Annotated in this window: 15 protein-coding genes; 6 read left to right on the top strand and 9 right to left on the bottom strand. The window is 57.7% G+C overall.

The annotated features are described in order from the left end of the window. Positions 1-100: 100 nt before the first annotated feature. From glgP to asd, 6 genes are all read right to left on the bottom strand, one after another. The gene (gene glgP / locus IAE48_RS11940; protein ID WP_200134516.1) at positions 101-2,548 is read right to left on the bottom strand and encodes a glycogen phosphorylase; all 2,448 of its coding nucleotides are present in this window, start codon (positions 2,546-2,548) and stop codon (positions 101-103) included. A gap of 19 nt (positions 2,549-2,567) precedes the next feature. Next, positions 2,568-4,001 (bottom strand): glycogen synthase GlgA, encoded by a 1,434-nt coding sequence (gene glgA, locus IAE48_RS11935; RefSeq protein ID WP_200134515.1) that lies wholly within the window; start codon positions 3,999-4,001, stop codon positions 2,568-2,570. 91 nt (positions 4,002-4,092) lie between these two features. Then, positions 4,093-5,376 carry a glucose-1-phosphate adenylyltransferase gene (glgC, locus tag IAE48_RS11930; RefSeq protein WP_094419145.1) on the bottom strand — a complete coding sequence of 428 codons (1,284 nt, stop codon included), beginning with the start codon at positions 5,374-5,376 and terminating at the stop codon, positions 4,093-4,095. Then, the gene (gene glgX / locus IAE48_RS11925; protein ID WP_200134514.1) at positions 5,370-7,367 is read right to left on the bottom strand and encodes a glycogen debranching protein GlgX; all 1,998 of its coding nucleotides are present in this window, start codon (positions 7,365-7,367) and stop codon (positions 5,370-5,372) included. Before glgX ends, glgC begins: the two co-directional genes overlap by 7 nt. Continuing rightward, positions 7,364-9,550, bottom strand: a complete 2,187-nt coding sequence (gene glgB / locus IAE48_RS11920) for a 1,4-alpha-glucan branching enzyme (RefSeq protein ID WP_200134513.1) — start codon at positions 9,548-9,550, stop codon at positions 7,364-7,366. Before glgB ends, glgX begins: the two co-directional genes overlap by 4 nt. Positions 9,551-9,807: 257 nt before the next feature. Beyond that, positions 9,808-10,914 (bottom strand): aspartate-semialdehyde dehydrogenase, encoded by a 1,107-nt coding sequence (asd, locus tag IAE48_RS11915; protein WP_200134512.1) that lies wholly within the window; start codon positions 10,912-10,914, stop codon positions 9,808-9,810. A 172-nt stretch (positions 10,915-11,086) separates the two neighbouring features. Here asd and IAE48_RS11910 point away from each other — a divergent pair, with 172 nt between their 5' ends. Further along, a complete protein-coding gene (locus IAE48_RS11910; RefSeq protein WP_023478474.1) occupies positions 11,087-11,680 on the top strand; it encodes a YhgN family NAAT transporter in 594 nt (197 codons plus the stop codon). Positions 11,681-11,946: 266 nt separating this feature from the next. Here IAE48_RS11910 and IAE48_RS11905 read toward each other — a convergent pair whose 3' ends face one another. Then, a complete protein-coding gene (locus IAE48_RS11905; protein WP_200134511.1) occupies positions 11,947-12,678 on the bottom strand; it encodes a response regulator in 732 nt (243 codons plus the stop codon). Positions 12,679-12,948: 270 nt separating this feature from the next. Between IAE48_RS11905 and fdhF the strand changes: the two genes are divergently transcribed. The 4 genes from fdhF to IAE48_RS11885 all read left to right on the top strand — a co-directional run bounded on the left by fdhF (position 12,949) and on the right by IAE48_RS11885 (position 20,354). Continuing rightward, complete coding sequence (fdhF, locus tag IAE48_RS11900; RefSeq protein WP_094192995.1) at positions 12,949-15,096, top strand: formate dehydrogenase subunit alpha; 2,148 nt, start codon at positions 12,949-12,951, stop codon at positions 15,094-15,096. Between the two features lie 250 nt (positions 15,097-15,346). Further along, positions 15,347-16,429 carry a glycoside hydrolase family 105 protein gene (locus IAE48_RS11895; protein ID WP_042712702.1) on the top strand — a complete coding sequence of 361 codons (1,083 nt, stop codon included), beginning with the start codon at positions 15,347-15,349 and terminating at the stop codon, positions 16,427-16,429. Between the two features lie 28 nt (positions 16,430-16,457). Continuing rightward, entirely contained in the window at positions 16,458-18,953 is a 2,496-nt protein-coding gene (locus IAE48_RS11890; RefSeq protein WP_200134510.1) for a hypothetical protein, read from the top strand. Between the two features lie 54 nt (positions 18,954-19,007). Further along, the gene (locus IAE48_RS11885) at positions 19,008-20,354 is read left to right on the top strand and encodes an MFS transporter (protein ID WP_200134509.1); all 1,347 of its coding nucleotides are present in this window, start codon (positions 19,008-19,010) and stop codon (positions 20,352-20,354) included. Between the two features lie 11 nt (positions 20,355-20,365). Here IAE48_RS11885 and IAE48_RS11880 read toward each other — a convergent pair whose 3' ends face one another. Both IAE48_RS11880 and gltP read right to left on the bottom strand, forming a co-directional pair. Continuing rightward, positions 20,366-21,427, bottom strand: coding sequence for a LacI family DNA-binding transcriptional regulator (locus tag IAE48_RS11880; RefSeq protein ID WP_200134508.1), 1,062 nt, complete (start codon positions 21,425-21,427; stop codon positions 20,366-20,368). Positions 21,428-21,593: 166 nt separating this feature from the next. Further along, entirely contained in the window at positions 21,594-22,907 is a 1,314-nt protein-coding gene (gene gltP, locus IAE48_RS11875) for a glutamate/aspartate:proton symporter GltP (protein ID WP_181162182.1), read from the bottom strand. A gap of 685 nt (positions 22,908-23,592) precedes the next feature. Here gltP and acs point away from each other — a divergent pair. After that, a complete protein-coding gene (gene acs / locus IAE48_RS11870; RefSeq protein WP_200134507.1) occupies positions 23,593-25,551 on the top strand; it encodes an acetate--CoA ligase in 1,959 nt (652 codons plus the stop codon). Positions 25,552-25,726: the final 175 nt, after the last annotated feature.

Raw genomic sequence — 25,726 nt, 5'->3', positions numbered from 1 at the left:
GTTCGTCGATCGGGAAGTTGTAGGCCGGATAAGCGTCAGCGCCATCCGGCATGCGGTGCCACATTCAGCACACCGCCGGATGGCGACTACGCCGTTTCAGCTAAAGCCGCACCGGCTTGATGTTCCAGATATGCTCCGCGTACTCCTGGATCGTGCGGTCAGAGGAGAAGTAGCCCATGTTGGCGATATTGCGCATCGCTTTGGTGGTCCACTCTTCCGGATGCTGATAGAGCGCATCCACTTTATCCTGACAGTCGACATAGCTGCGGAAATCCGCCAGCACCTGGTAGTGGTCGCCAAAGTTAATCAGCGAATCGACCAGATCGCGGTAGCGCCCTGGATCCTGCGGGTTAAACAGACCGGTGGCGATCTGCGTTAACACCTGGTGCAGCTCTTCATCTTTTTCGTAGTACTCGCGCGGTTTGTAGCCCTGACGACGCAGCTCTTCCACCTCATCCGCGGTGTTACCAAAGATAAAGATATTCTCCTCGCCGACGTGATCCAGCATCTCCACATTCGCGCCATCCAGCGTGCCGATAGTCAACGCGCCGTTAAGGGCGAACTTCATGTTACTGGTGCCCGACGCTTCGGTACCCGCCAGCGAGATCTGCTCGGAAAGATCCGCCGCCGGAATGATCACCTGCGCAAGGCTGACGCTGTAGTTAGGGATAAAGACCACTTTCAGCTTATCGCCGATATCGGGATCGTTGTTGATCACCTGCGCGACATCGTTGATGAGGTGAATAATGTGCTTCGCCATGTAGTAAGCCGAGGCGGCTTTACCGGCAAAGATATTGACGCGCGGCACCCACTCCGCCGTCGGATCGGCCTTGATCCGGTTATAGCGGGTGATGACGTGCAGCACATTCATCAGCTGACGTTTGTACTCATGAATACGTTTGATCTGCACATCGAACAGCGCTTTCGGGTTAACCACCACATTAAGCTGCTGGGCGATAATCGTCGCCAGCCGCTTTTTGTTCTCCAGCTTGGCATGGCGCACCGCCTGGTTCACCGCCGGGAAGTCGATATGCTGCTCAAGCTCGCTCAACTGGCTGAGATCGGTACGCCAGGTGCGGCCGATATGCTCATCCAGCACTTCCGAGAGCGACGGGTTAGCCAGCGCCAGCCAGCGGCGCGGCGTCACGCCGTTGGTGACGTTAAGGAAGCGCATCGGGAAGATGGCGGCGAAATCGGCAAACAGCGACTGCACCATCAGGTTAGAGTGCAGCTCCGACACGCCATTCACTTTATGGCTCACCACTACTGCCAGCCACGCCATACGCACGCGGCGACCGCTTGACTCATCAATGATCGACGTGCGGCTCAGCAACTCGATATCGTTCGGGTGCTGCTCCTGCAACGTCTTCAGGAAGTAGTCGTTAATTTCGAAAATGATTTGCAGATGGCGCGGCAGGATCTTGCCGAGCATCTCAACCGGCCAGGTTTCCAGCGCTTCGCTCATCAACGTATGGTTGGTGTAAGAGAAGACCTGGCAGGTCACTTCAAACGCCTCGTCCCAGTCGAACTTATGCTCGTCAATCAGCAGACGCATCAGCTCCGGGATCGACAACACCGGGTGGGTGTCGTTGAGGTGAATGGCGATTTTGTCCGCCAGATTGCTGTAGGTCTGATGCAGCTGGAAGTGGCGATGGAGAATATCCTGCACCGTCGCCGAGACCAGGAAGTACTCCTGGCGCAGACGCAGCTCGCGCCCGGAGTAAGTGGAGTCATCCGGGTAGAGCACGCGGGAGACGTTCTCGGAGTGGTTTTTATCCTCCACCGCCGCGAAGTAGTCGCCCTGGTTGAATTTACCGAGGTTAATCGCGCTACTGGCCTGCGCATTCCACAAACGCAGCGTATTGGTCGCGTCGGTGTCATAGCCGGGGATAATCTGGTCGTAGGCCACCGCAAGGATCTCTTCGGTTTCAACCCAGCGGCTCTTTCTCCCCTCCTGCTGAATACGCCCGCCAAACCGCACTTTGTAGCGCGTGTTGTGGCGTTTGAACTCCCACGGGTTGCCATACTCCAGCCAGTAATCGGGGGACTCTTTCTGACGCCCCTCGACGATGTTCTGTTTGAACATGCCGTAATCATAGCGAATGCCGTAGCCGCGCCCCGGCAGCCCGAGGGTCGCCAGCGAATCGAGGAAGCAGGCTGCCAGCCGCCCGAGGCCGCCGTTACCTAAGCCCGGATCGTTCTCTTCGTCGATCAGCTCTTCAAGGTCGAGGCCCATCTCATCCAGCGCGTTTTTCACATCCTCATAAATTCCGAGCGAGAGCAGCGCGTTGGAGAGCGTACGGCCAATCAGAAACTCCATGGACAGGTAGTAGACCTGGCGCACCTCCTGCGAGAGCTGCGCGCGGGTGGAACGCAGCCAGCGCTCCACCAGCCGATCGCGAACGGCAAACAGCGTGGCGTTCAGCCACTCATGTTTGTTAGCGATAACCGGATCTTTACCGATCGTGAACATCAGTTTATAGGCAATCGAGTGTTTCAATGCCTCGACACTTAGTGTCGGTGAAGCATAGGTAAACGGAGCATTCATATGCGTGATTCCTGGAAAACTATTTCAACCGAGTGTAAAGATCGCGGTATGACTGCGCTGCGACCTGCCAGCTAAAATCCATTGCCATTGCCTGGCGCTGAACAAAACGCCACAGCGAAGGACGGGACCACAATACGAAAGCACGACGAATCGCGCGAAGCAACGCTAATGCGTTGCTGTCCTCAAAAACAAACCCGCTGGCCACGCCGTCGGCGAGGTTCTCCAGCGAGCTGTCAGAGACAGTATCGGCTAACCCGCCGGTGCGTCGTACCAGCGGCAGGGTGCCATATTTCAGACCGTAGAGCTGCGTTAACCCGCACGGCTCAAAGCGGCTCGGCACCAGAATCACATCCGCGCCGCCCATAATGCGGTGCGAGAAGGCTTCGTGGTAACCAATCTGCACGCCCACCTGGCCGGGGTGTTCTGCCGCTGCGGCGAGGAAACCCTCTTGCAACACCGGATCGCCCGCGCCGAGCAGCGCTAACTGACCGCCCTGCTCCAGCAAACCGGGCAGCGCTTCCAGCACCAGATCGAGCCCTTTCTGGCTGGTTAAACGGCTCACCACCGCAAACAGCGGCACTTTGTCGTTCACCTTCAGCCCCATGGCAATCTGCAACTGGCGTTTGTTCTCCGCCTTCTCCTCCAGCGTGTCACGCGTGTAGCGCGCGCCGAGCAGCAGGTCGGTGGCCGGGTCCCAAATCTTCTCGTCAACGCCGTTGAGAATACCGCTCAGGCGGCCCTCTTTCTGGCGCTGGCGCAGTAACCCTTCCATACCATACGCATATTGCGGTTCGGTGATCTCCCGCGCGTAGGTCGGGCTGACGGCGGTGATGTGATCCGCGTAGTAGAGCCCCGCTTTCAGGAAGGAGATCTGGCCGTTGAACTCCAGCCCGTGCATGTTAAAGAAGGACCATGGCAGATCGATGTCATCCATATGCTGCGCATAAAACATGCCCTGATAGGCAAGGTTATGCACGGTAAACACCGATTTTGCCGAGTGATCTTTCAGCGACATATAGGCTGGCGTCAGACCGGCGTGCCAGTCGTGCGCATGCACGATGTCCGGTCGCCAGAAGGGATCGAGGCCACAGGCCATTTCACTGCCGACCCAGCCGAGCAGCGCAAAACGCAGCACGTTATCGGTGTAGGCGAACAGGTTGGTGTCATGGTAAGGGCTGCCGGGGCGCTCATAGAGGTGCGGCGCATCGATCATGTAGATCCCCACCCCGTTGAAGTGGCCGAAGAGCAGAGAGATCTTGCCGGCGAAGGTATCGCGGCGGGAGATCACTTTTGCGTCGGTTACACCACGGCGAATATCCGGGAACGCAGGCAGCAGAACGCGCGTATCTACCCCATCGGCAATTTGTGCCGCGGGCAGCGCGCCAATCACGTCCGCCAGACCACCGGTCTTCAGCAACGGAAACATCTCAGAACATACATGTAAAACCTGCATTATCGCTCCTGTCAAAACCGTTCGGCTCGCGTTGCCGTTCACGGAAAAACAGCACGCGGACCCCTTCCGCGCAAGGATGTAAGTGGTGCTTTCAACCTTGTAATTTGCGCAGCATTTCGCGCGTAACCAGCACAATGCCCTCTTCCGATCGGTAGAAGCGTCGTGCGTCTTCTTCTGCGTTTTCGCCAATCACCGTGCCTTCCGGTATCTCGCAGGCTCTGTCGATAATGCAGCGGCGCAGGCGGCAAGAGCGCCCGACCCAGACATCCGGCAGCAGAACCGCCGAGTCGATATTGCAAAATGAGTTGATGCGTACGCGGGAGAAAAGCACCGACTGCACAACAACCGATCCTGAAATAACGCAGCCGCCGGAAACCAGCGAGTTCAACGTCATGCCATGGCTGCCGGATCTGTCCTGCACGAATTTCGCCGGCGGCAATGATTGATTATAGGTACGGATAGGCCAGTTTTGATCGTACATGTCCAGTTCGGGCATGACCGAGGCCAGATCCAGGTTGGTTTTCCAGTAGGCTTCCAGCGTGCCGACGTCGCGCCAGTAGGGCTCGGAATTCGGGTCGGATTGCACGCAGGACAAGGGGAAAGGGTGGGCGAACGCCATACCGGATTTGACGATTTGCGGAATAATATCTTTACCGAAATCGTGGCTGGAATTTTCGTTTTTATCGTCCGCTTCCAGCAGATCGTAGAGGTACTCGGCGTCAAAAATATAGATGCCCATACTGGCAAGCGCGCGGGTTTCATCACCCGGCATGCTCGGCGGATTGGAGGGTTTCTCGACGAAGTCGATCACTTTGTCGTTCTCATCGACCGCCATCACGCCGAACGCGGTGGCTTCATGCACCGGCACCGGTAAACAGGCCACCGTACACTGCGCGCCCTTCTCAACGTGGTCGAGCAGCATGCGCGAGTAGTCCTGCTTATAGATATGGTCACCGGCGAGGATGACGATGTACTCCGCGCCGTAGCGGCGAATAATATCGAGGTTCTGCGTGACCGCATCGGCGGTGCCGCGATACCAGTTTTCGCCATGAACGCGCTGCTGGGCAGGCAGCAGATCGACAAACTCGTTCATCTCGTTGTTGAAGAAAGACCAGCCGCGCTGGATATGCTGGATCAGCGTGTGGGACTGATACTGGGTGATAACGCCGATGCGGCGGATGCCTGAGTTGATGCAGTTAGAGAGCGCAAAGTCGATGATGCGGAATTTGCCGCCGAAGTGGACGGCGGGCTTGGCGCGTTTTTTGGTTAAATCTTTCAGGCGTGTGCCACGTCCACCCGCCAGAATCAGGGCGACGGATTTTAACGGCAGCTGGCGCGCCAACATTGTAGGGTCGTTCTTATCTAATCTCACCATGACTGACTCCGTTTATCTGACCGCTGAAAGAGGCACACGCCGTGCTGTGGTGCCTGCCAGACAGTTATCACCACCGGATTCTCTTCTCCGGCAAAGGGCGACAGGGCATGCCAGTCGCCGGTCGGTAACGCTATTTCCGCCAATTCAGAGGTGGCGTTCATCACAAGTAAGTAGTTATTCGATAACAGGATTTGCAGGCGAGGCGCCCCCTCCTGCCACTCCTGCGGCGTTAATGGCCGCCCATGCTGATTAAGCCAGGCGACGTTGCCGTCACCCTCTTCCCACCACGCATCGTCCGTCAGCGCGGCGATGTGCGACCGCGCTTTGATAAGCGCAGCAGTAAAGTCGATTAACCCGTGATCCGCCTGGCGCCAGTCGAGCCAGGTCAGCGCGTTATCCTGGCAGTAGGCGTTATTGTTCCCATGCTGGCTGTGGCCCATCTCGTCGCCCGCCAGCAGCATCGGCGTCCCCTGCGACAGCAGCAGCGTCGCCAGCAGCGCATGCTGGCTTGCGCGTCGACGCGCCATCACATCGGCGCTGGCATCCAGCCCTTCAACACCGTGGTTGAAACTGTGGTTATCGTTAGTGCCGTCGCGGTTATCTTCCCCGTTGGCCTGGTTGTGCTTGTGGTTAAAGCTGACGCAGTCGCGCAGCGTAAAACCGTCATGAGCCGTCACCAGATTGACCGTCGCCGACGGCAGGCGTCCGTCGCGTTTAAAGAGATCGCTGGAGGCGGCAAAGCGCCCGGCAAACGCGCCCATCGGCAGTGACTCCGTCAGCCAGAAGCGGCGCGCGGCGTCGCGGAAATGGTCATTCCACTCGGCAAAAGGCGCAGGGAAATTGCCCACCTGATAGCCGCCTTCACCGATGTCCCACGGCTCGGCAATCAGCTTCAGATCGCGCAGCAGCGGATCGTTTTGGATCGCCGTAAACAGCGGTGCCTGCGGGTTAAATTCCGGCGTGCGCCCCATTACCGGGGCAAGATCAAAGCGGAAGCCGTCAATGTGAAACGTCTCCACCCAATAACGCAGGCAGGCGTGGGCATACTCCACCACGCCTGCCTGGCTCAAATTGAGGGTGTTACCGCAGCCGGTCCAGTTGTGGTAATCGCCATCTTCTCTGATCCAATAGTAGCTACGGTTGTCGATTCCGCGCTGGCTGAAGGTCGGGCCGGCAAGGTCCGTCTCAGCGCTGTGGTTAAGCACGATATCGAGGATCACTTCGATGCCCGCCGCGTGCAGCGCTTTCACCGCCGCGCGGAACTCGTTAATCGCCTGCTCAGGATCGTGGGCGTAAGCCGGATGCAGCGCAAAAAGCGCCAGCGGGTTGTAGCCCCAGTAGTTGCTCAGCCCGAGGCGTTGCAAGCGCTGCTCATGAGCAAAATGGGCAATAGGCAGCAGTTCGAGGGCGGTGATGCCCAGCTGTTTAAACCAGGCGATCATCACCGGATGCGCGAGCGCTTTATAGGTGCCGCGGATCTCGTGCGGAATGTCCGGGTGCAGCCAGGTGAGGCCTTTGACATGGGCTTCATAAATGACGCTGTTGCCCCACGGCGTGCGCGGCGCTTTATCCGCTTCCCAGTCAAACGCGTCGTTGACCACCACGCTGCGTAAGCCGAGCGGCGCGCTGTCGTGGGGATCGGGTTGGTCGAAACCGGCGTGGAACAGCGGGCTATCTACCGCCTCGCCCTCCACGCGCCGCGCGCAGGGATCGAGCAGCAGTTTCGCCGGGTTAAAGCGGTGCCCCTGCGCCGGTTGCCACGGGCCATGCACGCGATAACCGTAGCGCTGGCCTGCTTTTGCGCCGGGAAGAAAACCGTGCCAGATATCGCCCGTGCGCACCGGCAGATCGACGCGCTGCTCATTGCCTTCGGCGTCGAACAGGCACAGCTCCACGCGCTCAGCATGGGCTGAGAAGAGGCTAAAGTTGACGCCCCCGCTCTGCACTTCTGCACCGAGCGGGCTCGCGGAGCCAGCCGTCAGGGAGATCATTCCCCCTCCCGCACCAGCCAGATTGTGCCGAGCGGCGGCAGGTTGAGCAGCAGCGAGTTGTCACGCCCGCGGTTGGCAATCTCGTCGCTCTGCACCAGGCCACCGTTGCCGGTGTTGCTGCCGTGGTAGTGCATCGAGTCGCTGTTCAACACTTCGCGCCAGCGTCCCGGCTGGTTGATACCGAGGCGGTAACCCTGGCGCGAGACCGGCGTAAAGTTGCTCACGACGATAATTTCATTGCCTGCTTTGTCGCGGCGGACAAAAGCAAACACCGATGCTTCTTCATCGTCGACCACCAGCCACTCGAAGCCGTAGGAGTCAAAGTCCATTTCATGCAGCGGCTTATGGTGACGATAGAGGGTGTTCATATCGCGCACCAGGCGCTGTACGCCGTGATGCCAGTTGTCGTCACCTTCCAGCAGGTGCCAGTCGAGGCTGCTGTCGTGGTTCCACTCGCGGCCCTGGGCAAACTCGCAGCCCATAAACATCAGTTTCTTGCCGGGGAAGGCCCACATCCAGGCGTAATAGGCGCGCAGGTTGGCGAACTTCTGCCACGCGTCGCCCGGCATACGATCGAGAATCGATTTCTTACCGTGCACCACTTCGTCATGGGAGAGCGGCAGAATAAAGTTCTCGGTGTGGTTGTAGACCATGCCGAAGGTGAGCTTGTGGTGGTGATACTTGCGGTAGATCGGGTCGAGCTTCATATAGTCGAGCGTGTCGTGCATCCAGCCGAGGTTCCACTTGTACCAGAAGCCAAGACCGCCGCCTGATGGCGGGCGCGAGACGCCGGGGAAATCCGTCGACTCTTCTGCCATCGTCACTGCGCCCGGTGCCAGCTCGCCGATAATGCGGTTGGTGTCGCGCAGGAACTTAATCGCTTCGAGGTTTTCGCGGCCGCCATATTCGTTCGGCACCCACTCGCCCTCTTTGCGGCTGTAGTCGCGGTAGATCATCGACGCCACCGCATCGACGCGCAGCGCATCAATGCCGAAGCGTTCAATCCAGTAGAGGGCGTTACCGACCAGGTAGTTGCTCACTTCCCGGCGGCCATAGTTGTAAATCAGCGTGTTCCAGTCCTGGTGATACCCTTCGCGCGGATCGCTGTGCTCGTAGAGGTGCGTGCCGTCAAACTCCGCCAGACCAAAATCATCGGACGGGAAGTGGCCCGGCACCCAGTCGAGGATCACGCCAAGACCGGCAGCGTGCGCGGTATGGATAAAGTGCAGGAAGTCGTCGCGCGTGCCGAAACGGCGCGTCGGCGCATACATCCCGGTAGGCTGATAGCCCCAGCTGCCATCAAACGGATGCTCGTTGATCGGCAGCAGTTCAAGGTGGGTAAAGCCCATCCACTTGGCGTAAGGCACCAGTTGGTCGGCTAATTCACGGTAGCTGAGCCAGAAGTTGTTATCCGTATGGCGTCGCCAGGAGCCAAGATGCACCTCATAAATACTGATAGGCGCATCGAAATTATTCGCCTGCTTGCGCTCTTCGCTCTGCGTTTTTTTACCCGGCAGACCGCAAATCAGCGAGGCGCTGTCGGGGCGCATCTGCGCTTCGAAGGCGTAAGGGTCAGATTTGATACGCAAATGACCGTTTGCATCGAGTAATTCGAATTTATAGAGCTGGCCGTTGAGCGCACCGGGAATAAATAACTCCCAGATACCGCTTTCGCGGCGCAGGCGCATCGGGTGGCGGCGGCCATCCCAGAAGTTGAACTGACCGACCACCGACACGCGCCGCGCGTTCGGTGCCCAGACGGAGAACCGCGTGCCGACGACGCCATCCATCGTATCGGCGTGGGCACCCAGGGTCTCATAGGGACGCAGATGGGTGCCTTCACTCAGCAGCCAGGCATCCAGCTCCTGAATTAATGGGCCGAAACGGTAAGGATCATCAATCAGATTCTGTTGGCCGTGCCAGAAGACGGCAAACTGATAATTAAAGGGATTTTTGCGGCGCGGCACGATGCCGCTGAAAAAGCCGCGGGAGTCGATACACTCCAGTTTTGCCACTTTACGCCCGGTTTTGGTTTCAATCACCCAGACTTCCGTGGCGTCGGGTAAAAGCGCGCGAACTTCCAGACCCGCATCGGTACGGTGCATTCCGAGAACAGAAAATGGATCGGCAAAATGGCCGACAATAAGCGCATTAATCACGTCTTTATCAACATGAACAGACATGGTTCTCATCCTGTTGTTGTGTTATCGCCTCTTCCACCGCCGTTGCGTGCGGTTGCGATACTCTTTTGAACCTGAACGGTGCCGCACGTCATGTGCAATCTGATTGCTCCGTTCCACTTTCAGGCAAAATGTAAGACACCCAGCCTAAAGCATAGCCAACGCTTTCAGACTTCTGGGAAAATAAACGCCCATCTTTTAATTTCATTTAAAAAGATCAAAAAAAAGGGTGCCGAAGCACCCTTATAAGGAGGATTGTTCTACGCCAGCTGGCGCAGCATACGCCGTAGCGGCTCTGCGGCACCCCAGAGTAACTGGTCGCCGACGGTAAAGGCGGAGAGGTACTCCGGCCCCATGTTCAGCTTGCGCAGACGGCCAACCGGAGTGGTCAGCGTGCCGGTGACGGCGGCAGGCGTCAGCTCGCGCATCGAGATCTCACGATCGTTCGGCACCACTTTCGCCCACGGGTTGTGTGCCGCCAGCAGCTCTTCGATGGTCGGGATCGAGACATCTTTTTTCAGTTTGAGGGTGAAGGCCTGGCTGTGGCAGCGCAGCGCGCCGATACGCACGCAGAGGCCATCAACCGGAATGGCTGACGCGGTGTTAAGAATTTTGTTGGTTTCCGCCTGCCCTTTCCACTCTTCACGGCTCTGGCCGTTATCGAGCTGTTTGTCGATCCACGGGATCAGGCTGCCGGCCAGCGGTACGCCGAAGTTCTCGGTGCTGAGATCGCCGCTGCGGGTCAGCGCCGTCACTTTGCGTTCGATATCGAGAATGGCAGAGGCCGGGTTTTCCAGTTCGGTAGCCACGTGGTGATGCAGTTGGCCCATCTGCGTCAGCAGTTCACGCATATGGCGCGCACCGCCGCCGGACGCGGCCTGGTAAGTGGCGACCGATACCCACTCGATGAGATTGTTGGCGAACAGGCCGCCGAGGGACATCAGCATCAGGCTGACGGTACAGTTACCGCCAACAAAAGTTTTGATGCCTTTATTCAGCCCGTCGGTGATGACGCCCTGGTTTACCGGGTCGAGAATAATGATCGCGTCATCTTTCATGCGCAGCGACGAAGCAGCATCAATCCAGTAACCCTGCCAACCGCTTTCACGAAGCTTTGGATAGATTTCGTTGGTATAATCGCCGCCCTGGCAGGTGACAATGATGTCGAGCGCCTTCAGCGCCTCCAGATCGAACGCATCCTGAAGGGTGCCGGTCGCCTGGCCTGCAAACGCGGGCGCGGGCTGGCCGAGCTGGGAAGTAGAGAAGAAAACAGGGCGAATGGCGTCAAAATCATGCTCTTCAACCATGCGTTGCATGAGGACGGAGCCGACCATACCGCGCCAGCCGATAAAACCAACATTTTTCATAACGAGTTCCTGCGAAGATGTGTGCTGTGTATGCGAGCCAGCGATAACTGGACATCGCTCCACATTACAAAATGCAGCCAAAGTCGCAAGTGAAATTAATCAATGATCGCCACTGCGTTAGAAATGCCGCTAATTACGCCATTTTCGCCGCAAATGTCCGGAATAATAATCAATGAATGAAATCATCTCTGCCGCCGTATTGTTGATATTAATAATGGATCCGCTGGGCAACCTGCCGATATTTATGTCGGTGTTAAAACACACCGAGCCAAAACGCCGCCGCGCGATTATGATCCGCGAGCTGCTTATTGCGCTGCTGGTGATGTTTATTTTCCTCTTCGCCGGCGAGAAAATTCTTTCTGTCCTCAGCCTGCGCGCCGAAACGGTGTCGATCTCCGGCGGCATTATTCTCTTTTTGATTGCTATCAAGATGATTTTCCCCAGCCCCACCGGCAGTAGCTCTGGCCTGCCCGCCGGCGAGGAGCCATTTATCGTGCCGCTGGCGATCCCGCTGGTTGCTGGCCCGACGCTGCTGGCGACGCTGATGCTGCTGTCGCATCAATACCCGAATCAGATGGGGCATTTAGTGATTGCGCTGCTGATCGCCTGGGGCGGCACGGTGGCGATTCTGCTGCAGTCGTCGCTCTTTTTGCGGTTATTGGGCGAAAAAGGAGTGAATGCGCTCGAGCGGTTGATGGGGCTGATCCTGGTGATGCTCGCCACGCAGATGTTCCTCGACGGCATCCGCATGTGGATGAAGGGGTAACGGGTGACGATTGCCGGATGGGTTCGGTGTTGCTGAAACAGCATGTGCCGGATGGCGCTGCGCTTATCCGGCCTACAAAACCGATATGGTGCGAGATTGTATGATTGCCGCATTTCGTTCGGTGTTGCTGGAACGGCATGCGCCGGATGGCGCTGCGCTTATCCGGCCTACAAAACCGATATGGTGCAGGATTGTCGGATGGGGTTCGGTGTTACTGGAACGGCGTAGGCCGGATAAGGCGCAGCCGCCATCCGGCAAAAAAGAGCCTAGGCGGCTTTCTCGCCCTGCACGACATCGGCGGCAAACACATACCCCAGGCCGCGCAGCGTTTTGATAAGCGCTGGCTGATGCGGGTTGACCTCAATCTTGCGCCGCAGGCGCATAATCAACACATCAATGGTGCGGTCAAACACCTCAACACTTTCACTGTGCGTCAGGGTTAAAAGCTGCTCGCGGTTCAACACGCGCCGCGCATTTTGCACCAGCGCCAGCAGCAGGCTGTACTCCCCCTGCGTTAAATCGACCACCTGCTGCTGCGGATTGAGCAACTCACAGCGTATCGGGTCAAGATGCCAGCCGTTAAACGCAAAACCGGCGCTTTTCGCTGGAGTTGTTTCAGCCGCCAGCACGCCGGTGCGGCGCAGCACGGCGTTGACGCGCGCCACCAGCACGCGGGCGTTAAAAGGTTTGCCGATATAGTCATCCGCGCCCATCTCCAGGCCGACCACCACATCCGCTTCGCTGCCCATCCCCGTCAGCATGACTACCGGCAACGCAGGGCGAATTTTTTGCAACTGCTGCAATACGCGCAGGCCATTGATATCGGGCAGCACCATATCCAGCAGCACCAACGCAATCTCCGGGTGCTGCGCGCAAAGCGTGATCGCATCCAGTCCGTTATGGCAAAGATGAACCGTAAAGACGTGCTCGCTCAGCACATCCTCCAGCAGCGCACATACCGCCGTATCGTCATCTACCACCAGGATCGCAGGTTTCATTATTCGCTTCCACAGGCTCGCGTTACTCACTCTTATCTATTCTGTTGGCTGCCTTTAATAAATGCAGTGAATAAATGCTGATTTTTTAAGCGCGGTCACATCCCCCTCGCCTTTCGACACGTCACATTTGACGATGGACTGCGCTTCGTCACTATTTTGCTCGCTTTTGCGCCGTAATATCCCCTCACGCCCCTCTGCATTGCGATGGCATAAAAGATGCATAACCGGGAGCGACAGCGGAAACGCAATTTTTTAACTGGAGCGAAAGTGATGGAAAAAGTCGTCACGGTTTGCCCGTATTGCGCCTCGGGATGCAAGATTCACCTCGTGGTCGATAACGGCAAAATCGTTCGGGCGGAAGCAGCGCAGGGGAAAACCAACCAGGGAACCCTCTGCCTGAAAGGCTATTACGGCTGGGATTTCATTAACGATACCCAGATCCTGACGCCGCGCCTGAAAACCCCGATGATTCGCCGCCAGCGCGGCGGCAAACTGGAGTCGGTCTCCTGGGAGGAGGCGCTCGATTATGTCGCCAGCCGTCTGAGCGAGATCAAAGCAAAATATGGCCCCGATGCGATCCAGACCACCGGCTCATCGCGCGGCACCGGCAACGAAACCAACTACATCATGCAAAAATTCGCGCGCGCCGTTATTGGTACCAATAACGTTGACTGCTGCGCGCGTGTCTGACACGGCCCCTCGGTTGCAGGTCTGCACCAGTCGGTCGGTAATGGCGCAATGAGTAATGCCATCAATGAAATCGATAACACCGATTTAGTCTTTATCTTTGGGTACAACCCGGCGGATTCCCACCCGATCGTCGCCAATCATGTGATTCGCGCGAAGCAAAACGGGGCGAAAATTATCGTCTGCGATCCGCGTAAAATTGAAACCGCGCGCATCGCCGATCTGCATGTCGCGTTGAAAAACGGTTCTAACATTGCCCTGTTGAACGCCATGGGCCATGTGATTATTGAGGAAAAACTCTACGACGAGGCGTTTGTCGCCAGCCGTACGGAAGGGTTCGGGGAGTATCGCAAGATCGTTGAAGGTTATACGCCGGAGTCGGTTGAAGAGGTGACCGGCGTCAGCGCCCAGCAGATTCGCCAGGCCGCGCGCATGTATGCCGGGGCGAAAACCGCCGCCATCCTCTGGGGCATGGGCGTCACCCAGTTCTATCAGGGCGTGGAGACCGTGCGCTCGCTGACCAGCCTGGCGATGCTCACCGGTAACCTCGGCAAAGCGCACGTTGGTGTTAACCCGGTGCGCGGGCAGAACAACGTGCAGGGTGCCTGCGATATGGGTGCGCTGCCGGACACCTTCCCTGGCTACCAGTACGTGAAAGAGGAGGCCCACCGCGAGAAGTTCGCCAAAGCCTGGGGGGTGGAGAGTTTACCGGCACATACCGGCTACCGCATCAGCGAACTGCCGCACCGCGTGGAGCACGGCGAAGTGCGCGCCGCCTACATCATGGGCGAAGATCCGCTGCAAACGGACGCCGAGCTGTCGGCGGTGCGTAAAGCGTTTGAGGGGCTTGAGCTGGTGATTGTGCAGGATATCTTTATGACCAAAACCGCCTCTGCGGCGGATGTCATCCTGCCTTCGACCTCATGGGGCGAACATGAAGGGGTCTACACCGCAGCGGATCGCGGCTTCCAGCGCTTCTTTAAAGCCGTCGAGCCGAAGTGGGATCTGAAAACGGACTGGCAAATCATCAGCGAGATCGCCACCCGCATGGGCTACCCGATGCACTACCGCAACACGCAGGAGATTTGGGACGAGCTGCGTCATTTGTGCCCGGACTTCTATGGTGCCACCTATGAAAAAATGGGTGAGCTGGGCTACATCCAGTGGCCGTGCCGCGATGAGTCAGAGGCCGATCAGGGCACCTCGTATCTGTTTAAGGAGCAGTTCGATACGCCGAATGGTAAGGCGCAGTTCTTCACCTGCGACTGGGTCGCGCCGATGGATAAACTCACCGAAGAGTATCCGATGGTGCTCTCCACCGTGCGCGAAGTGGGCCACTACTCCTGCCGCTCGATGACCGGCAACTGCGCCGCGCTCGCCGCACTGGCGGATGAACCGGGCTATGCGCAGATCAACACGGCCGACGCCGCAAGGCTGGGCATTGAAGATGAGGCGCTGGTGTGGGTTAACTCGCGCAAAGGCAAAATCATCACCCGCGCGCAGGTCAGCGATCGCCCGAACAAAGGGGCAGTCTATATGACCTACCAGTGGTGGATCGGTGCCTGTAACGAGCTGGTGACGGAGAACTTAAGCCCGATAACCAAAACGCCGGAGTATAAATACTGCGCCGTGCGCATTGAGCCGATCGCCGATCAGCGCGCCGCCGAGCAGTATGTCATTGATGAGTACAGCAAGCTGAAGACCCGGCTGCGCGAAAGCGCGATGGGTTGAGAAAAGCGGGGGCGAACGCCCCCGTTTTTTTTCTTTTCACCCCCTGCGCGCAAAATTTTTGCGCCCTCCATGAAAATTTAAAACATTATTTCATTAACCTGTTGTTTTATCTTCCATTCCTGTAAAGCCCCTCGATTAAGAATTACCGCATGGCTCACAATTCAAAAACGCAAAATTTTTTCGTATTGCGCATTAAAAAATCAAAGTGATTTAATCAACGCATAAAATAATTTTCAGCGTGGGATTAAATATGCAAATGCGCACATTAAGTGATCAATTAAATTTATTATTGCAGGGCTTTACCTCATTAAAAGATGAGGGAAAATTTAATGAGCCAAATCTCGACGGCACGCCGGGGGATTATATTTCCTTTACCAGCTGGGAGTGGCCGCAGGGCGTCGGGTTATTTGGCATGGTCAGGCTGTGGGAATTTACGCGGCGGGATGACATTTATAACCAAATCGACCGCTGGTTTGAGGAGAATATCGCCAAAGGGCTGCCGCCGCTTAATATCAACACCACCGCACCGATGCTGCCGCTGTCGCTCTTCTGGTCTCATCACCGTAACCCGCGCTATCAGCAGGTGCTGGATGCCTGGGCCGATCGCGTGATGAGCGAATTGCCGCGCACGCCGGAGCGCGGCTTTCAACATGTGGTCTCCGACGGCATCAACGAGCAGGAGATCTGGGACGACACGCTATTTATGGTGGTGCTGTTTCTCGGCCATTACGGCACCGTTTCCGGCCGCCAGGAGCTGGTAGATGAAGCGGTGCGCCAGTTCCTGCTCCACGCCCGCTATCTTAACGATCCGCACACCGGGTTGTGGTTTCACGGCTGGAGCTTCGCCGAAAAGAGCAACTTCGCCAATGCCCGCTGGGCGCGCGGCAATGCCTGGATCACCGTCGGCATTCTGGAGTTTATTGAACTTACCGATCTCGGCGGCGGCGTGCGTGACTACCTGCTTGAGTGCCTGAAAGCGCAGGTTAACACCCTGCTGGATCTGCAAGCGGAAAGCGGCGCATGGCACACCCTGCTCGATCACCCCGACTCCTATGAAGAGATCTCCGCCACCGCCGGGTTTGGTTACGGGCTGTTAAAAGGCGCGCGGCTCGGCATTGGCGATGCACGCTGGAAAGCGGCGGGATTAAAAGCGCTGGCCGCCGTGCAAAATAATATTGATAGCCGCGGCACCGTACACAATGTCTCTTACGGCACGCGCATGGGCAGAACCCTGCAATTTTATAAGGATATTCCCCTACAACCGACGGGCTACGGCCAGGCGCTGGCAATTTTATGCCTCAGCGAAGGTCTGCGTCTGACAGAAAATAAATAAAACAACAGCTCTGTACCTGGAGAAAATAATGACAACGCCGCAAGAGAATTATTGTTATTTTCCGCTCGCGATAAATAACGCCGTGCGCTACTGGCAATTATCGCCCATTTCTTCCCTGCCCTATGATGTGGCTGACCAGCCAATGCAGGGCGAAATGGATCCCTTTTTCTTTTTAAGTAAACATAAAAACTTTATTCCCCACACCTACCCGTGCCGCACGGAATTTCAGCGCGATTTCGCTGGCAAAAAGCCGACGCCGTTTGGCGAGACCGCAATGACAAGCTGGTGGTTTCCGTTTGGCTCGGATCGCGTCGATCTCTCCGGCTTCTGGTTTCGCCCGACGCGCGTCGGCGCGCTGGCAACAAGTCACTTTGTGGCAGAAGAGCCAGGCGAGCACACCTTTCGCCTGACCACCTGCGGGGCAGCGGTGGTGTCGGTGAACGGTAAAGAGGTGGCGTGGAAGGCGGATTACCAGCGTAACTTCGAGAGCGTATTTGAGTTTACGGTCACGCTGAACGCCGGGTTAAACGAGATTGCCGTCTGGTTTGACGATCTGGCCGAGCGCGATATTCGCTTCTTCTTCCAGCTCGACTACTTACAGGGCGCGCCGCTGCACATTGCGCTGCCGACGCCGATCGGTGGCGAGATGACCCGCCATATGGAGAAACTGCTCGACGGCATCTGCTTTGATCAGGCGACCTACACCTCCGGCCCGGTGCGTCTGCGCTTTCCACAACCCGCAGCGGAGACCCTGCATCTCGCCATTCGCGTGGTGGGGGATTTTATCTCCTTAGACAGGCCAGTTGAGCTTGCGGCAACGCTGGAGAAAGGCGAAACGGAGGTGGAGATTGCGCAGAGCGAAGCGCTGCCCGCCGATTTCCGCAATTTTGTTATCAGCTTAGAGAAAGCAGGCTTTCGCATCACCCGCACGCTGGGGGTGGAGATCTGCCACGCCGAAGAGCAGGCGCAGGTGCCCGTTACTCCGCAGGCGCGCATCGACGAAGCGCTGCACTATGTCGCGACCCGGGGCGAATACAGCAGCGTTAAAGCGCTGGCGCGGCTGGCCTGCCATATGAACGACGCGCAGACTCACGCCATGCTTGAAGGGGTGCTGCCCTCGGTCGAAGCGTGTCATGACTGCGCGGATTTCACCCTCGTACCGCTGCTGTGGTGCCGTATCGCCTGGGGCGAGCAGATCGCCGCCGACACGCGGGCGAAAATCGATCATGCGATCCTCAACTTCCGCTACTGGATGGATGAGCCGGGCAATGATGTGCAGTGGTACTTCTCCGAAAACCACGCCCTGCTGTTTCACACCGCCGCCTATCTGGCGGGCAGCTTCTTTGCCGACAGCACCTTTACGCGCAGCGGTCGAAGCGGGCGGGAGCAGGCCGATGCTGGGCGCACGCGCGTGCTGGCGTGGCTTGATCATTTCGAGCAGTGCGAAATGGCGGAGTGGAACTCGGCCCCCTATTTTCCGATTGATTTAAAAGGGTTAACCGCGCTCGCCGCGCTGGCGGACGATGCTGAAATCGTTGCCCGCAGCCAGCGCGCGATTGCACGTTTATTAGAACAGATTGCGCGTTCCGCCCACCAGGGAACGCTTACCGCCTCGCAGGGGCGCTCCTACGAATACACCTTACGCGCCGGGCGCTCGCTGGAGCTCTCTGCCCTCTCCCGCCTGCTGTGGGGCAAAGGCAACTATGGCTGCCGCTTCCACGCCCTGCCGCAAATTGCGCTGCTGCTGCGCCAGCAAAAACTGTCGCTGGCGCCAGAGCTTGCCGGGGTTGCCGTCTGGCAGGGTGACAGCGCGCTGGAGTGGTGTTTCGCCCAGGGCGCAAACCGCATCGCTCGCCTCTATCACTACAAAACACGCCAGGCGGCGATGGGTTCGATTGCCGGCTATCGCTGGGGCGAATGGGGATATCAGGAGACGCCAATCCACCTGCGCATCGGCGACCAGCCGGAAGCGCAGATGTGGATCAATCACCCCGGCGAAACCCTGCACGGCGGTTTTGGTCGCCCTTCCTACTGGGGCGGGTGCGGCACGCTGCCGCGCGTGCAGCAATACCGTGGTCTGGCGGTGGTCCTCTTTAACACCCATGACGGACAACCGGACTTTACCCACGCCTGGCTGCCGCAGAGCGCCTTTGATGAAAAGCAGATCGATGCAGCGCGTATTCTGCTGCGCGGTGGTGAAGGCATGGTGCAACTGACCGGCAACCAGCCTTTTGAGGTGGTCGATGGCGGCCCGACCCGCGAGTGCGAAGTGCGCCTTGCAGGGCGTGAAACCTGCTGGCTGATCCGCCTCAATGACGACCCCGCGCTCACCACGCTGGCGCAATTTGCCAGCCACTTCGCGGGCTTGCAGGTTGAAACGCTGAGCGACGGCACGCTGCAGGTATGCGATGCGAATTACGGTGAGGTGCTGTTTTATGCCGACGGACGCGTGCAGGCGCAGGGGCGCACACTCGACCCGGCGACGTGGACCGTCGATGGCGAAAGCCGCGAACTCACTCTCTAATCCCTCTGGCGCGTAACGACCCGGCGGGTGACCGTGCGGGTCGGGAGACAGTTTATGGAAACGCAAATTGATAAGGCGCGTAGCCCAAAGGCGGCGGCGCAAAACGACGTTAACCCGAATGCGATCCACAACCCCGCCCGGGCGGTGGCGAAGCCAAAAAGCAACTACCGGTGGGTGATCTGCTCCATGCTGGTGTTCGCCACCACGGTCAACTATATGGACCGGCAGATCCTCGGCCTGCTGGCACCGATGCTGCAAAAGGATATCGGCTGGACGCAGATCGAATATAGCTGGCTGGTAAATGCCTTCACCATTGCTTACGGCATCGGCACGCTGGTGTGCGGGCGCATTATCGACAAGCTGGGCACCCGAATCAGCTATGCCATCGCCATGGTGGTGTGGAGCGCCGCCGCCATGCTGCACGCGGTGGTCGGCACCGTGGTCGGTTTTATGATTGTGCGCGTGATTTTGGGGCTGGGCGAAGCGGCTAACTTCCCGGCGGCGATGAAAGTGATCTCCGACTGGTTCCCGAAAAAAGAGCGCACGCTGGCCACCGGTATTCTTGGCGTAGCGGTCAACATTGGCGTGGTGATCTCACCGGCATTGATCCCCTTTATTGCCATTCATTACGGCTGGCACGGCGCGTTTCTGATCCTCGGCGGCGTCGGCTTTATCTGGCTGATCCCATGGTTTTTAGCCTTCGGTAAAGCGAGCGATAAAGCCACTCAGGAAGAGCTGACGTGGATCCGCCAGGACAAAGAAGAGGCGGTGAATGTCTCCGCCATCAAATGGACGCAGTTGCTGAAGTATCGCCAGCTGTGGGCGTTTGCGCTGGGCAAGATGCTGACCGACCCGATCTGGTGGTTCTTCCTCTTCTGGCTGCCGAAGTGGCTTAACGAGTCGCGCGGGCTGAATATGGAGGGTTTAGGTTTACCGCTGATCGTGATCTATCTGTTTGCGATTGTCGGCAGTCTCGGCGCGGGCTGGCTGCCGGGCAAACTGATGAGTAAGGGCTTTAGCGCGGCGAAAGCGCGTAAAACCACGATGCTGATTTGCGCCTGCCTGGTGACGCCGATTTTTGCCGCCACCCAGGTCGATAATCTGTGGGCTGCGGTGGCGCTGGTCGGTCTGGCGGCGGCTGCGCATCAGGGCTGGTCGGCGAATATTTTGACCTCGGTCTCCGATCTCTTCCCTAACGCGGCGGTCGGCTCCGTGGTCGGGATTGGCAGCACCTTCGGCATGATCGGCAGCGTGATTTTCTCAACGGTTATTGGTGCCGTGCTGGAGTCATCAGGTAATTACTGGGCGCTGTTTGCCATCAGCTCTGTCGCCTATCTGGTTGCCTGGGGCGTGATGTACCTGCTGTTGGTGCCAAAAATGGAGCGGGCGAAATTCGATTAACCCGCTCGTGCTTAAAACGGGGACGCTTCGGCGCCCCGTTTTGCTACCGACTGACGCTCGACCATCGTGCAGGCCAGCTCAATCCGCCGCGGGGTTTCAACGCTACCGGCAATCATATCCTGCAATAGCTCGAGCGCGAGGGTGCCCATCTCCTGCACCGGCAGATGCACCGTGGTCAGCGCCGGGGAAGCAAACTCCGCCTGCGGCAGATCGTTCATGCCGACCACCGACACCGCCTCCGGCACGCCGATGCCCAATTTTGTCAGCCCCTGCATCGCCCCCAGCGCCAGCGAATCATTGGCGCACAGAATTGCGGTATGCGGGTGTTTCCCCTTCGCAAACCACGCCATCACCGCCTGCTCGGCCAGCTCCGGCAGCCAGTCAGTCACGGTGAGAATATCGCCCTCGTCGCAGGAGAGGTGCGCATCGCGCATCGCTTCCCGCCACCCCTCTTCCCGCTGCGTAATGGTGCGTCGACCAGGATGGGTGAGAAACAGAATATGCTGGTGCCCGTGGGCAATCAGATAGTCGCAGGCCATGCGCGTGGCAGAGCGGTTGCAGGGCAGCACGCTGGAGAGGCGCATCAGCGGATCTTCGCTGTTGACCAGCATCGCCGGTTTGCGCAGCCCGGCCACGGCGGTGAGAAAACCGGGGTCATCCACCGTTAACGCCAGCACGCCGCCGATATCGGGTTCGCTCAGCAGCGCGTGCAAGGCGGGGTCATCCTGGCCGCTCAGAGCATGCGTCGTTAACTCGACGCCGAGCACTTTTGCCCGCTCTTTTAACCCCTGCAACACATACCAGCTGAACTGATAGCGGTTGTAATCAAGCATCGCCGCCTGCGACACCGCCAGCACAATACGCGTGCCGCCAATCTCCTGGGCCGGTGTGTAACGCATGGCGCGAGCGACCTCCTGAATGCGGGCGCGCAGCGTCTCGCTTACCCCCTTCTCGCCCGAGAGCGCACGGGAAACGGTACTGAGCGAGGTGCCGCAACGGGTGGCGATATCGTCCAGCCGCACGCGGCGATAAGCAGCGTCGCTCTGATCATCATCCGGTTTACGCGAAACCATAATAGCGTCCATCCTTCTGCCGGTTCGAAGGCCTCAGCATGGCATTCACATAAAGGGTGTCAATAAGTTACAGCGAGGGAGGTGGAGAAATGAGAGGCGCGTCGTTGTCGCGGTCGCGAAAAGGAGAAATGCCCCCCGGCACACGTGCGTGGGGGGCATTCGCCGGTTACTGCCCGGCGGTTTTATCAAATTTGCCCAGCATTTCGCGCTCGTAGGCCTGCGCTTTTTTGCGGTCAAACTGATGTTCCCACTTGGCGATCACCAGCACCGCCAGCGCGTTGCCGACCACGTTCAGCGCGGTACGCGCCATATCGAGGATACGGTCAACACCGGCGATAAACGCCAGCCCTTCCAGCGGGATACCGACGCTGCCAAGGGTTGCCAGCAGCACCACAAACGATACGCCCGGCACACCGGCGATGCCTTTAGAGGTCACCATCAGCGTCAGCACGAGGACGATCTCCTGCCACAGCGAGAGGTCAATGCCGTAAAGCTGGGCGATAAAGATTGCCGCGATGCTCTGGTAAAGGGTCGAGCCGTCGAGGTTAAAGGAGTAACCGGTCGGCACCACGAAACTGGTGATCGACGGCGGTGCGCCGTAGGCTTCCATCTTTTCGATAATGCGCGGCAGCACGCTCTCTGAGCTGGCGGTGGAGTAAGCCAGAATCAGCTCATCTTTCAGGATGCGGATTAGGGTCCAGACGCTCAGACCGCAGACGCGCGCCACCAGACCTAACACCACCAGCGCAAAGAAGATGATTGCGACATAAACGAGGATCACCAGCTTCGCCAGCGGCCAGAGCGAGGCGAAACCAAAGTTGGCGACCGTCACCGAAATCAGCGCGAAGACGCCGACCGGCGCGTAACGCATCACCATATGGGTGACTTTAAACATGGTTTCGGAAATGGAGCGGAAGACGGTTACCAGCGGTTCGCGGTGCGTTGCCGGCAGCGACGAGAGACCCAGGCCAAACAGCACGGAGAAGAAGATGATCGGCAGCATGTCGCCTTTCGCCATCGACGCAATGATGTTGGTCGGCACCAGAGACAGGATGGTTCCCATCAGACCGTGAGCGTGGCTCTGCACGTCCGCAGTGGTGCTTTGGTATTTCGAAATATCCACCGTGGCCAGCTGCGACATATCAATGCCCGCGCCCGGCTGGAAGACGTTGGCCAGCGTAATGCCGAGCACAATCGCAACCGTAGTGATCACTTCGAAATAGATAATGGTTTTCGCGCCAATTCGACCAAGCTGCTTCGCGTCGCCAACGCCTGCAATACCCACCACCAGCGTGGAGATCACAATCGGCACCACGATCATTTTGATCAGATGAATAAAGATATCGCCCGCCGGAGACAGGAAATTCGCAATCAGCCATTCACGGCTGTCGCTCTGGTAATGCAAGTAACTACCCAGAAGAATACCCAGCACCAGAGCCAGCAATATCTGCCAGGCCAGGCTGATTTTCATATTTTTCATCACTACAGACATCCTCAATGAAGCGCCATTCCATGCACAGGAACGACACATACTGAAAGGGTATGATTTGCGTTGCACGGTATTGCGGGGGTTTTTAACGCGCATTATCAGTACCATTTGCAAGGTGTAACGCGCAACCCTATAGCGGGAGGGGGTTTGACTGATTTTTTAAGGAAAAACCGTCTTTTATTCCAGTTATGAAAAATAACTACTTGTTATAAAAAACTTTTCACTCTGCGTAATTCCAATATTTAACTTTGGAAATTAATACACTGAAATTGTTCGGTTGCGCACTTTTTAATCATCAGAAATGTCGTACAACCGATCCCACACCGAAATTTCCACTGCGATTTTCTATTTAAAGAGTGAATAATCAATGGCAAAAATTATTAAGAGGCTATTTGTTCAGTGGTTTATTTTCAGGTGCTTACGCTTGTTCACCTTTTATCCAGCGAATAGCGGAGTAATCAAATCGCCTTATTCCATAACGTACTGTTATGAAGGAAATTTCTCTCTCCGCATGCTTTTTAGCGCCTTTCAGGTGCGGCACAAACGGTTTTGCCAATTTGCAGTTGCGTTGCCTAATGCGTGATCTATCGCGCAAATAATAAACAAAGCAGGCAAAGGCCCTACAATTAACGTTCTTGTGACATATTATTAACATCTTACAAGGAGAGCAACCGCCATGAGCCAAATACATAAACACGATATTCCCGCGAACATTGCGGAGCGTTGCCTGATCGATGCACAGCAGTATGAAGCCAAATATCAGCAGTCCGTTAGCGACCCGGAGACCTTCTGGGGCGAAGAGGGCAAAATCCTCGACTGGATTAAACCCTACACCACCGTTAAGAACACCTCTTTCGCGCCCGGCAATATCTCCATCAACTGGTATCAGGATGGCACCCTGAACCTGGCCGCGAACTGTCTCGATCGCCATCTCGCCGAGCGCGGCGACCAGCCGGCGATTATCTGGGAAGGCGATGATGCCAGCCAGAGCAAAACCATTACCTACCGCGAACTGCACCGCGATGTCTGCCGCTTTGCCAACGTGCTGGTGGATCTGGGCATTAAAAAAGGCGATGTGGTAGCGATCTATATGCCGATGGTGCCGGAAGCGGCGGTAGCGATGCTCGCCTGCGCGCGTATTGGCGCGGTTCACTCGGTGATTTTTGGCGGCTTCTCGCCGGAGGCGGTTGCCGGGCGCATTATCGACTCCAGCTCACGCTTAGTGATCACCGCCGATGAGGGCGTCCGCGCCGGGCGCGCCATCCCGCTGAAGAAGAACGTCGATGACGCGCTGAAAAACCCCAACGTGAAGAGCGTTGAGCATGTGGTGGTGTTTAAGCGCACCGGCGGCAATATCGAGTGGCACGAAGGGCGCGATCTCTGGTGGAGCGATTTAACGGCGAATGCCCGCGATGAGCATCAGCCTGTGGAAGTGGGCGCGGAAGATCCGCTCTTTATCCTCTACACCTCCGGCTCGACCGGCAAACCAAAAGGGGTGCTGCACACCACCGGCGGCTATCTGGTGTATGCCGCAACCACCTTTAAATATGTTTTTGATTACCATCCGGGCGACGTCTACTGGTGTACGGCGGATGTCGGCTGGGTAACGGGCCACAGCTACCTGCTCTACGGCCCGCTGGCCTGCGGTGCCATCACGCTGATGTTTGAAGGGGTGCCGAACTGGCCGACCCCGGCGCGCATGAGCCAGGTGGTGGATAAGCATAAGGTCAATATTCTCTACACCGCGCCGACGGCGATCCGCGCCCTGATGGCGGAAGGGGATAAAGCAATAACCGGCACCGACCGCTCTTCGCTGCGTATTTTGGGTTCCGTCGGTGAGCCAATAAACCCGGAAGCCTGGGAGTGGTACTGGTCGAAAATCGGTAACGGCAAATGCCCGGTGATGGATACCTGGTGGCAGACAGAAACCGGCGGTTTTATGATCACCCCGCTGCCTGGCGCAACCCGGTTGAAGGCCGGTTCCGCCACGCGCCCCTTCTTTGGCGTACAGCCTGCGCTGGTTGATAACGAAGGTAACGCGCTTGAGGGCGCGACCGAAGGCAACCTGGTGATCACCGACTCGTGGCCGGGCCAGGCGCGGACGCTGTTTGGCGATCACGATCGCTTCGAGCAGACCTACTTCTCCACCTTTAAAAATATGTACTTCAGCGGCGACGGCGCGCGCCGGGATGAGGATGGCTACTACTGGATCACCGGGCGCGTGGACGATGTGCTCAACGTCTCCGGCCACCGTCTTGGCACGGCGGAGATTGAGTCGGCGCTGGTGTCGCACCCGAAAATCGCCGAAGCGGCGGTGGTCGGTATTCCGCACAATATCAAAGGCCAGGCGATCTACGCTTACGTGACGCTCAACCACGGCGAAGAGCCATCGCCGGAGCTCTATACCGATGTGCGTAACTGGGTGCGTAAAGAGATTGGCCCGCTGGCGACGCCGGATGTGCTGCACTGGACCGACTCGCTGCCGAAAACCCGCTCCGGCAAAATCATGCGCCGCATTTTGCGCAAGATTGCCGCTGGCGATACCAGCAACCTCGGCGATACCTCAACCCTCGCCGATCCGGGCGTAGTGGAGAAACTGCTCGAAGAGAAGCAGTCCATTACGATGCCGTCGTAACCCTGGGCCGGATGCGCTGGACGTCGTTATCCGGCTGGCTTTGAAGATAATAATTACGCCGGATGGCGGCTGACGCCTTATCCGGCCTACATAAGCCCCTGCGGGTGGTAGGCCGGATAAGAGGCGTTGCGTCGCCATCCGGCAAAGAAAGCCCCTATAAACCTCTGGAGACCTG

This window comes from Kosakonia sp. S57 (assembly GCF_016516575.1).
GTDB lineage: Bacteria > Pseudomonadota > Gammaproteobacteria > Enterobacterales > Enterobacteriaceae > Kosakonia > Kosakonia cowanii.
This window is presented reverse-complemented; position numbering and strand designations above follow the sequence as displayed.